Source organism: Beijerinckia sp. L45, assembly GCF_009765775.1.
Classification (GTDB): domain Bacteria; phylum Pseudomonadota; class Alphaproteobacteria; order Rhizobiales; family Beijerinckiaceae; genus RH-AL1.
Genome location: NZ_LMUU01000096.1, coordinates 1,560 through 10,360, shown reverse-complemented (window position 1 = coordinate 10,360; position 8,801 = coordinate 1,560). Strand labels below are relative to the sequence as shown.

At 65.3% G+C, this 8,801-nt stretch carries 12 protein-coding genes and 1 pseudogene; 6 read left to right on the top strand and 7 right to left on the bottom strand.

Features of this window, described 5'->3' with window-relative positions; genetic code table 11:
- Positions 1 to 206: pseudogene (locus tag GSQ79_RS29425) on the top strand (transglutaminase family protein); the annotation flags it as partial.
- A 298-nt stretch (positions 207 to 504) separates the two neighbouring features.
- On the opposite strand, the gene GSQ79_RS09760 reads toward GSQ79_RS29425, so the two are convergent.
- Entirely contained in the window at positions 505 to 759 is a 255-nt protein-coding gene (locus tag GSQ79_RS09760; RefSeq protein ID WP_158808526.1) for a hypothetical protein, read from the bottom strand.
- A gap of 200 nt (positions 760 to 959) precedes the next feature.
- Between GSQ79_RS09760 and GSQ79_RS09755 the strand changes: the two genes are divergently transcribed.
- Both GSQ79_RS09755 and GSQ79_RS09750 read left to right on the top strand, forming a co-directional pair.
- The gene (locus tag GSQ79_RS09755; protein WP_158808525.1) at positions 960 to 2,441 is read left to right on the top strand and encodes a hypothetical protein; all 1,482 of its coding nucleotides are present in this window, start codon (positions 960 to 962) and stop codon (positions 2,439 to 2,441) included.
- A 19-nt stretch (positions 2,442 to 2,460) separates the two neighbouring features.
- The gene (locus GSQ79_RS09750) at positions 2,461 to 3,018 is read left to right on the top strand and encodes a flavin reductase family protein (protein ID WP_158808524.1); all 558 of its coding nucleotides are present in this window, start codon (positions 2,461 to 2,463) and stop codon (positions 3,016 to 3,018) included.
- Positions 3,019 to 3,107: 89 nt separating this feature from the next.
- On the opposite strand, the gene GSQ79_RS09745 is transcribed toward GSQ79_RS09750, so the two are convergent.
- The 3 genes from GSQ79_RS09745 to GSQ79_RS09735 all read right to left on the bottom strand — a co-directional run bounded on the left by GSQ79_RS09745 (position 3,108) and on the right by GSQ79_RS09735 (position 4,206).
- On the bottom strand, positions 3,108 to 3,479 hold the full coding sequence (locus GSQ79_RS09745) for a hypothetical protein (RefSeq protein ID WP_158808523.1): 372 nt from the start codon (positions 3,477 to 3,479) through the stop codon (positions 3,108 to 3,110).
- 145 nt (positions 3,480 to 3,624) lie between these two features.
- The gene (locus GSQ79_RS09740; protein ID WP_246725229.1) at positions 3,625 to 3,912 is read right to left on the bottom strand and encodes a hypothetical protein; all 288 of its coding nucleotides are present in this window, start codon (positions 3,910 to 3,912) and stop codon (positions 3,625 to 3,627) included.
- Positions 3,913 to 4,020: 108 nt separating this feature from the next.
- Positions 4,021 to 4,206, bottom strand: a complete 186-nt coding sequence (locus tag GSQ79_RS09735) for a hypothetical protein (RefSeq protein ID WP_158808522.1) — start codon at positions 4,204 to 4,206, stop codon at positions 4,021 to 4,023.
- Positions 4,207 to 4,470: 264 nt separating this feature from the next.
- Between GSQ79_RS09735 and GSQ79_RS09730 the strand changes: the two genes are divergently transcribed.
- Together GSQ79_RS09730 and GSQ79_RS09725 are read left to right on the top strand one after the other, a co-directional pair.
- The gene (locus tag GSQ79_RS09730) at positions 4,471 to 4,749 is read left to right on the top strand and encodes a hypothetical protein (RefSeq protein WP_158808521.1); all 279 of its coding nucleotides are present in this window, start codon (positions 4,471 to 4,473) and stop codon (positions 4,747 to 4,749) included.
- A gap of 28 nt (positions 4,750 to 4,777) precedes the next feature.
- Positions 4,778 to 5,380, top strand: a complete 603-nt coding sequence (locus tag GSQ79_RS09725) for a DUF3443 family protein (RefSeq protein ID WP_256379012.1) — start codon at positions 4,778 to 4,780, stop codon at positions 5,378 to 5,380.
- A gap of 9 nt (positions 5,381 to 5,389) precedes the next feature.
- Here the strand turns inward: GSQ79_RS09725 and dinB are convergent, their stop codons facing one another.
- The 3 genes from dinB to GSQ79_RS09710 form a co-directional block, all read right to left on the bottom strand.
- A complete protein-coding gene (gene dinB, locus GSQ79_RS09720; protein ID WP_158808572.1) occupies positions 5,390 to 6,499 on the bottom strand; it encodes a DNA polymerase IV in 1,110 nt (369 codons plus the stop codon).
- Positions 6,500 to 6,596: 97 nt separating this feature from the next.
- Positions 6,597 to 6,851, bottom strand: coding sequence for a hypothetical protein (locus GSQ79_RS09715; protein ID WP_158808519.1), 255 nt, complete (start codon positions 6,849 to 6,851; stop codon positions 6,597 to 6,599).
- Positions 6,839 to 7,126, bottom strand: a complete 288-nt coding sequence (locus GSQ79_RS09710) for a hypothetical protein (protein ID WP_158808518.1) — start codon at positions 7,124 to 7,126, stop codon at positions 6,839 to 6,841. Before GSQ79_RS09710 ends, GSQ79_RS09715 begins: the two co-directional genes overlap by 13 nt.
- 502 nt (positions 7,127 to 7,628) lie before the next feature.
- Between GSQ79_RS09710 and ligD the strand changes: the two genes are divergently transcribed.
- A complete protein-coding gene (gene ligD, locus GSQ79_RS09705; protein ID WP_158808517.1) occupies positions 7,629 to 8,645 on the top strand; it encodes a non-homologous end-joining DNA ligase in 1,017 nt (338 codons plus the stop codon).
- Positions 8,646 to 8,801 lie beyond the last annotated feature (156 nt).

Here is an 8,801-nt window from a genome sequence, read left to right as displayed (position 1 = left end):
CGACCCACGCCTGGGCCGAGGTGTTCCTGCCGGAGGCGGGCTGGATCGCGTTCGACCCGACGCATCGCCGCGTCGGCGCGAGCCATCTCATTCCGGTGGCCATCGCGCGCGCGAACACGCAGATCATGCCGGTCACGGGCGGGTACGTTGGCGCCGCCGACGACTTCCTGTCGTTGGACGTGCAGGTCATGGTTTCGGCCGTCTGACGGACACTGCCCGGTCAACCTGGTGTCGCGGCGGGCGATGCGGTTGGGTCCTTGCCCCATCTTCGCTCCGAGCACGAACCCTACGGCGACCAACGCCGTTGCTGCTGCCGGAGCACCTGCTCGACGCGACCGACGGTGACGACCGGCACGAGAACGATGATCGCCACACACGCGATCGTGCAGAAGGCGAGTACGACGATTCGAGGCTTGCGTCGGATCACGGAAACACGATCGGCTCCATCTTGGGAGCCTTGCCGCCCGGAAGCGGCCGGCTCTCGGTCCACACATTGCAGGCGGTTCAGCGCTTCGGGTTGCGCCGGTCGAAGTCGCGGATCGCGCCACGGCACTCGGGCGTCAACTGGTCGATCCTGGCCGCGAAGCACTGCCGGATCGCCTTCGAGCCAGGCAGGTAGGTCGCGCAGAACCGGAAGTAGTCGCCTACGCAGTTCTGCCGTAGCGCGCTGTCGTCCTCGGGCGCCTGGGCGACGGCTGGAAGCGGCGCGAGGAGGATGATCGCGAGAGCGGTAAGCTTGAGCATGGAGGTGAGCTTCATGGACTCTTTGTCGGCCGACGGCCGGCAAGAAGCAACGCGCGGGCGGAGGGTCGGAGGAAATGAGAGATGTGCCCAAGGCATGCACGAGGATGTAGAGCTTACCGTTCTGCCAGGGCAGGCTCCGCGTGACGGCGATCGAGGTGATGCAGAGAGAAGCCAAAGACGGCCGACGCCAAGCGGATCGCGGTCAACGAAGGGCCATGAGCCTGCCTCGTACCATCGGCATGTCCTTTACCTTCGGCGCCATGCTCGCTATCGCGCCGACCGCCGTCCTCCCGCAACAGGCGTCCACGCGATGTGTGGTCCAGTTGCGGTTCGGGGACCCGGCAGACGCCGACCTGACCCCGCGCCTCGAACCGAAGAAGACCACGGGAAGCCGCGAACCGAAGCTAAATGTCGAGGCGATCGCCGGCTTCAAGCGCGTCGTCTTCTCCACCAACGGGCACAGCGCCCGCTACACGGTCAACGCCAGCGCCACGGTCGTGCCCTTCGGAACATGGCCCATCGGCGCCGTCGACTGGGGAGGAAAGGCGATGGAGCCATGGTCGCATCGCGTGCTGGCCTACAAGTTCAAGAAGGGCTTCTTCGTGTCCAATCCGGACAACAGCAGCTTCCTGAGGATCTCGAACGACAGCTTCATCGGCGTCGCCACGATCGCCCGGCACAAGCTCTCGCTGGCGTTGTCCCGCAAACGCGATGTCCTAGCCTTCGACGGGACGACGATGGAATCTTGGCGACCGAAGGCGGACGGGCGCGAGGTGACGATCCCGCCGCTTGAAGCACTCGCCGACATGCCGTCGCTCGGCGGGATCGCGATGCTCGGCTCGAACCACGACCTGCTCGTCCTGTCCGACGACAACCGCCTGCAGACGCTCCTCAACGTCGGGAAGGACGAGTTCGGCCCGGTCTTCGATGCGCCCGGATCCGGCCTCGCGCTCTATCTCGGCCAGAAGATCGTCGTCGCCATCACGAAGGATGAGCGCACACAGGCATTCAGCGCCACGACCGTCCTGACGACGAGCATCAACGACGCGAGCACGTACTTCCACACGTCGCCGATCTTCTCCCAGGCCTTCTACTACGGGAAGCGCCACTGGTTCGATCTCTCGGCCCGCCGATGGCTGAGGTTTCACGGCGACACCCTCGAGGAGATCGGCGGCGACATCGGCGACATGAGAAACCACCAGGACCTTCCGACGCTGAAGCGGATCCTCTTCGAGGGATCCAAGGGCCTGTTCCTCTACGATGGCGTCAGACTGCATCGCATGGCGGACCAGATCGATCGAGCCTCGAGGCTCGAAGCGGTCGACCTTCCCTCGATCGGACGGGCCGTGCTGTTGGAATGGCGTTACGGGGTCGTGTCCGGTCGCGCGGCGACGACGCCGCAGAAGGTGTCCGAAGTGACGGAGGAAGCAAGCCTGAAGCCGCTTCCAGCGCCGTTCGACCGGGGGCGGGCGTGGATCGATTGGCCGGAGGGTGGCGGCGCCGTAATGAGGAGCGAAGACGGCTTGTACCTCGTGCGACCCGACCTCACCTTTGAGCGCCTGGGCACTCCGTTCCCCATCCTGCCGACGACAGGATTGACCATGGCGCGCGAGCCGGCGACCGGTGGCATCCTGCTTGCGGCGAACGACGGCCTCTACCTCATCCGGAACGCGGGTGGTGCGGGTTGTCCGCAGTGAGAAGGCATCGGATCGTGAGATGAGGGATGTCGATCCCGTCCTCGCCTACAGGTTTCTGGAGGCTGGTCCGATCGTCCTCGTGACGACGGCCGACGCCGGCCGGGCGAACATCATGACGATGGGCTTCCACATGGTCGTCAGGCACGCGCCGCCGCTCATCGGCGTCGTGATCGGCCCCTGGGACCATAGCCATGCGGCTCTCGTCGAGACGCGGGAGTGCGTGATCTGCGTCCCGACCGTCGATCTCGCGCGGAAGGTCGTCGACATCGGCAACTGCTCGGGCGACGACGTCGACAAGTTCGAGCGGTTCGGGCTGACGCCGGAGCCAGCGGCGATGGTGCAGGCACCGCACATCCGCGAATGCCTCGCCAACATCGAGTGCCGGATCGCCGACGACCGGATGGCGTCCGACTACGACCTCTTCCTGCTCGAGCCCGTCGCCATCCGCTATGACGACGAGCGCAAGGAGCGCCGTACGCTGCACCACAACGGCGACGGGACCTTCACGGTCGACGGGCGCACCGTCGACCTGCGCGAACGCATGATCCTATGGAAGGCATTGCAAAAGGACATCTGACCTGCGAGCGCCGGAAGCCAGCGCACGCGTGATGCGTCGGCCACCGTCGAGCCAAGTCAATGGAGCGTCTTCGTGCCGAAGCGCTTGGGTCAGGTGACACGATCGACAGGCCGATCGAGGAAGAGGTCGGGAGCCGGCTCGACGCCGATCGCGGCCAACCATATGCGTTCGAGCCAATCGATGAAGCGTTCGTTCGTGATCGGCTCGCCGGTCTCGATGCTGTTCCATCGGCGTGCGGCGCCCTCGTAGCCCCCGCGGATGTAGGGAAACCTCAATCGCCGACCGAGCGGGGTCGGGACAAGTTCGTGGGTGACACTGATAAGCCGGAAGCCACGGGTTCGACGCGCCACGGCCGGAGGCCGGATGTAAATCGACTTCGGGGCGAGCCAGTGCACGAACGTCTGTAAGAGCGTCAGGCGGCCTGTTCCGGTAGCGGATGCCATCGATTGGGACTGGTCCATGCATCTATATCGCCGGCTCGGCTGGTCGAGCGCAAGATCGAGGATGATCGCGTATCTGACCACGGCGTAATTCGCCAGTCGCCGATACAACGCAAAAGCCCCGCCGCGCGGCGCGCGACGGGGCTCGGGATCTGCTGAACGTCGCCTAGTATTCAGAACCGTAGGCGCCGTACGGACGGCCATATCCGTCACCGTAGCCATAACCGTATGGACGATGATAATAGTTGTAGGCTGCACCCGTAGCCAGCGCCGCGCCTGCGATGCCAAGCCCGATCGCCGCACCGCGACCACCGTAGTGGCGTCCGTAGCCGCCATGCCAGCCACCGCCGCGGAAGCCCTGAGCGTCCGCCGTCGCTGTCGTCGTTGCAACGCCTGCACCCAACGTGAGGGCGGTCAGGCCTGCGATCGTGATGTTCTTCAAGGTCGTGTTCATGTCCGTCTCCTTTCGTTATGGAAGGCAAATGATGAGCGCGGACTATGGTTCGACGCCCTCGACACTTTGTCGCACTCAGCGAATCTGCCGCGTCTTCGTCGGCTGCCGTTAGCTCCGACTGCCATCCGTTTGCGCGGGCGACCCGTCTTTGAGGACCTCGGCAACCCGCATCTCGAAGCGTCGGGCGTAGTCGCTCGAGATCTTGGCGCCGTCGCGCTTGTAGGCCCAGAACTCCTCCCGCGTACGGATAGGAAGATTGACCTTGGGTCTTGGGAATTCGATGACGTTCGACATTGTCGGGTCCCCGTCGCTTCAGATGCCGCAACGCCAGCATCGCGGATTTCGATGTCCATGCAACCACCCGGCGATCCGGATCGTCGTTTTCTTCGCTATTCTCAACTTCGCGACCGATCCGCCTTCTAATCGTCACCCCTCTTGGTAGAACGGCACGAACTGCGGCCAGCGCGGCTCCAGACGCTCACATCATCGCCTTCAACCCGAACCGAAGCAGCAGCCGACCGTTCGCCTTAGCCGGCATCAAGCCGGTCGGAGATCACCATGCGCGTCGTCACAACATCGGTTCTGTTCCTCTCCCTGCTCGGCGTCACGCATGCCGCCGCGTCCCCGTGCGGCGACAAGGTCGAGGCCTTGGAGAAGAAGCTGAACGCCAACGGCGCTGCAAGCGATGGAGCCCCCTCGAACCAAGCCAACGCCCGCACGGTCAAGTCCCGCGAGGTCATCGAGAACGCGAAGGCGGCCGACCAGCGCGGCGACGTCAAGGGATGCGAGACGACGCTCGACAAGGCCATGCGGGAGACGGGCTCCGCGCAGCACTAGACCATGGGCGGCTGCGTCATCGTCCCGGATCGACACGCGGCGCCATACCAAGTCGACAGGCCCGGTTGCCCTACCTGGTCATGGTCGCCGTCGCCTGGCTCGCCGCGATCACCTTACCGGCCACCACACAGATTGTGCAGTCGGGGCAGAGAAAGAGGTGACGGGCACGCTGACGTTCGGGGTCGGCACGGCGATCGACAACAAGCTCGATGACGCGCGCATCGTCCGGCTGGACCAGAGAGGCTACTTCACGACCGTCTACGACGGCGTTGCGTATCCAGACAGCTATCTGGACAGCGGCACCATGAGCGACATCGTCGGCGGAAACACCATTCCACGATGTCCGCGCATGCCGTGGGCTCTCTGTGCCGACCCCGCCCGGGCCTTCGCAGCAACGATGATCGGCGCGGGCGAAGAGGTGCCGACGTCATTCGCCGTCGGCAACTACCAGGCCATCGGGGATCAAGGTCTCGGCGCAGTTGGCGACGCGGCGATCGCCGCCGACACGGGATCTAGGACGTTCGTGTGGGGTGCGCCCTATTTCCTGGGTAAGCGCATTGCTCTCGTTTTCGATGGAATGAGCGTGCCGGGCGGAACGGGCCAAACCGGCCCCTTCTTCGCCTTCAGGTGACTGTGGCCGTCATTCAATAAGCAGCGTCCCCGCTTGGTCCTGCCCCTGCGCTTCCAGGTTCGACAGGCTCACACCGAGAAGCCGCACGGCTCGTGGCACCGGCATCTCCCGCACCAGGAGTTCGAGGCTCGCCGTCTCAAGCGCCTCCCGGCTTCCGATCGCCGTGTCCTCCGACCGACTTCGGGTGATCTGCGTGAAGTCCGAGAACTTCATCTTCAAGGTGATGGTCCGACCGCGGACGCCGGTCGCCTCGCAGTGACGCCAGACCTTGTCGAGGATCGGCTGCAGCGCGTCCCGCATCGGCTCGTAATCAACGAGGTCCGCCATGAAGGTGTTCTCGGCACCGACGGACTTGCGGATGCGATTGGTGCGCACTGGTCGGAAGTCGATGCCTCGCGCGATCCCAAAGTAATAGGGTCCCGACTTGGCGAAGTGCTGCTGCAGGAAGACCAACGACTTCGTCTTGAGGTCGGCGCCGGACATGATGCCGAGCCGGTGCATCTTCGCCTCGGTGGCGGGCCCGACGCCGTGGAAGCGGCCGATAGGCAGCGCCTCGACGAAGGCTGGACCCATTCGCGGCGTGATGACGTACTGGCCGTCGGGCTTGCGATGGTCGGAGGCGAGCTTCGCCAGGAACTTGTTGTAGGAGATCCCGGCCGACGCGGTGAGGCCGGTCTCGGCACGGATCCTCGCGCGGATCGCGAGGGCGATGTCGGTCGCTAGCGGGATGCCTTGGATGTTCTCGGTCACGTCAAGATAGGCCTCGTCGAGCGACAGCGGCTCGATGAGCGGTGTGTGCTCGGCGAAGATCGCCCTAATCTGCATCGACACTGCCTTGTAGACCTCGAAGCGCGGCTTGACGAACACGAGCGAAGGGCATTTGCGCCGCGCGGTGACCGACGGCATCGCCGAGCGAACGCCGAAGACGCGGGCCTCGTAGCTCGCGGCGGCGACGACGCCGCGCTCACGGGAACCGCCGACGGCGACCGGCAGGCCGCGCAGCTCGGGATTGTCGCGCTGCTCGACCGAGGCGAAGAACGCGTCCATGTCGACGTGGATTATCTTGCGCTGCCGCGGTTCCGGAGCGTTGGCCCCGACATCCTCAAGCCCCCGCCCCATGATCGGCGCCATCCCCGTATCGATCGTCATAACGTCCGCATCAACGTGCTCGCGAGCGATGACTGGCTCTTGGTCGATCGAATACGGCATCGTCATCTCAAGGCGCGGCCAGCAGCGTGTCGGCGTCGGGGACCGTGCCGAAGGAGCGGATGACCTCGGCATCCGCAAAGTCGCCGGTCGACGGGCCTCCGGTCCGCGAGAACGCAACGGCGCCGGTAGGCGTGTTTGCCAGCGCCTGGGCCGCCCGGATCGCCGCTGACGCGGTTTGACGCTCCTGCGCCTCGCCGGCGACGAGCTCGCCGTCCTCGCTCCATACGAACGGCAACGCCACGTAGTAGGTCACCGCGGCCACGGCAGATCTCCCTTCTCGCGAGCCATCCAGTTGTAATGACGGGCGGCCTCGCTCGCGGATCCGCCGGCACCATGGAAGTATCCCTTGGCGCCCGACAGGTGATCCGCGAACGCGTCGACCGCCTCCATCACGCCTGATGCGAGGCGGTAGGTGGGGCCGAAGGGGATGGTCTCGATGTGCACCTTGGTCATCGCCTCCCGACAGGCGCGGAGCGAGCGGACAACCTGTGCCGGATCGCGCGGCCGCTCAAAGCGGCTCTTCCGTCTCGATGCCATGCGCCGCCTCGTTGTTCCCCCTATGTTCTATTGCTAATACGCGGGCGAGTCGATGGGCAACGGGCTGTGGGTAATGGGGATAAATCCATTGAAGTCGCGCTCCGACCTCCAGCCAATCCCGAAGGTCGGAGCAAGCGCCTACTCCTTGTCGGGTGTCGCAGGTGCAGGCGTATCGGTTGTTGGTGCCGGGGTCGTCATGGCGAGGTCCAGCGAGCCGCAGCTCATCGCCGGGTCGGGCGTGCCGTCCGACACTGACGACGGCGCCTTCACCCGGCCGCTGGTGTCCGCGGTGTGGCCGAGGGCTGGAGCGGGATGGTATCGATGGTCATCGGCAATGTCTCCTTGTGGAAGATGTCACCCCTAATCGCGATAGGTCAGTTTCGTTCGCGGACGTTCCGCAAAGTCGCGGCGAATACTCCCTGCCCCATGCCTCGAACGCCCTGCGAAGGCGAACGGAGGACCGACGAACGGCGCCTTAACCAACCATCGGCATCGTCGGCCTATGCCCAAGCCGCCGCGCCGCCCTTCGCCACAGACCAAGAAATCAAACGACGTCGCCGTCGAGCGGATCGCGGGTCGGGCCCTCGTCGGAAAAATGATCGACCCGCGCCAGTCCGGTCTCTTCGACAGGCCACTGCCGAAGTGGATCAAGCCCTGCCTGCCGACGCTCGTCGACAGGCCGCCGGTCGGTGATGACTGGATCCACGAGATCAAGTGGGACGGCTACCGCGTCTCCGCCTACGTCGCCGACGGCAAGGTGACGATCCGCACCCGCAACGGCCACGACTGGACCAGCCGGTTCCCGAACATCGCCGCCGCGCTGCTGAAGCTGAACGTGCGCTCCGCCGTCATCGACGGCGAGGCGGTCGTGCTCGACGACATGGGCCGCTCGAACTTCTCGGAGCTGCAGGCCGACCTCACGCGCCATGGATCGGAGGCCGCGGTGATGTACGCGTTCGACCTGCTGTTCCTCGACGGCGAGGATCTGCGGACGAAGCCGCTGGGCGATCGCCGCGAGGCCCTGGGCTTCCTCATGCGGCCGTCGAGTGCCGTGATGCTCAGCGACGAATACACCGGCTCCGGTGCCGATCTGTTCCGCGTCGCCTGCGAGCACGAGCTAGAGGGCATCGTGTCGAAGCGGATCGATGCACCCTATCGCTCCGGCCGGTCCAAGACCTGGCTCAAGACCAAGAGTATCTTGACCGAGGCCTTCGTGGTCGTCGGGTACCAACCAACGTCAGGGGCCGTCCGCGGCGCGCTGGCGAACCTCAAGCTGGCGCGGCTCGATGGCGGCAGGCTGGTCTCCGTCGGCAACGTCGGGACGGGCTTCAGCGACCGTGTTGCGACGATGCTAAGGGCGAAGCTCGACGCGATCGTGATGCCGAAGTGCGCCGTGCCGGGCCTGAAGACGAAGGGGGCCGTATGGGTTCGACCGGATCTACAGGCCGAGATCGCCTATCGCGGGACGACGGCCGCCGGCGAGCTGCGACATGCGAGCTTCAAGGGGTTGGTGGATTGATCCGAGCTTGCGTCTTGAACCGCCCTCAGGGGGCATAGGCTTGGACCGGATCATCGGCGAGAAGGTGGAGGAGCCGCGTGCTGGCGAGTGTCGCGATGCTTTCCGCGTCCATGTGGGTTTCCACCTTGCCTCCGGCCTTGATGCGTTTGGTGGCGG

What these genes read in the sequence shown, in the direction of transcription:
- GSQ79_RS09760 (WP_158808526.1), bottom strand. Translation starts at nt 759, where the DNA reads ATGAAGCTCACCTCCATGCTCAAGCTTACCGCTCTCGCGATCATCCTC.
- GSQ79_RS09755 (WP_158808525.1), top strand. Translation starts at nt 960, where the DNA reads ATGAGCCTGCCTCGTACCATCGGCATGTCCTTTACCTTCGGCGCCATG.
- GSQ79_RS09750 (WP_158808524.1), top strand. Translation starts at nt 2,461, where the DNA reads ATGAGGGATGTCGATCCCGTCCTCGCCTACAGGTTTCTGGAGGCTGGT.
- GSQ79_RS09745 (WP_158808523.1), bottom strand. Translation starts at nt 3,479, where the DNA reads ATGGACCAGTCCCAATCGATGGCATCCGCTACCGGAACAGGCCGCCTG.
- GSQ79_RS09740 (WP_246725229.1), bottom strand. Translation starts at nt 3,912, where the DNA reads ATGAACACGACCTTGAAGAACATCACGATCGCAGGCCTGACCGCCCTC.
- GSQ79_RS09735 (WP_158808522.1), bottom strand. Translation starts at nt 4,206, where the DNA reads ATGTCGAACGTCATCGAATTCCCAAGACCCAAGGTCAATCTTCCTATC.
- GSQ79_RS09730 (WP_158808521.1), top strand. Translation starts at nt 4,471, where the DNA reads ATGCGCGTCGTCACAACATCGGTTCTGTTCCTCTCCCTGCTCGGCGTC.
- dinB (WP_158808572.1), bottom strand. Translation starts at nt 6,499, where the DNA reads ATGGGGCGGGGGCTTGAGGATGTCGGGGCCAACGCTCCGGAACCGCGG.
- GSQ79_RS09710 (WP_158808518.1), bottom strand. Translation starts at nt 7,126, where the DNA reads ATGGCATCGAGACGGAAGAGCCGCTTTGAGCGGCCGCGCGATCCGGCA.
- ligD (WP_158808517.1), top strand. Translation starts at nt 7,629, where the DNA reads ATGCCCAAGCCGCCGCGCCGCCCTTCGCCACAGACCAAGAAATCAAAC.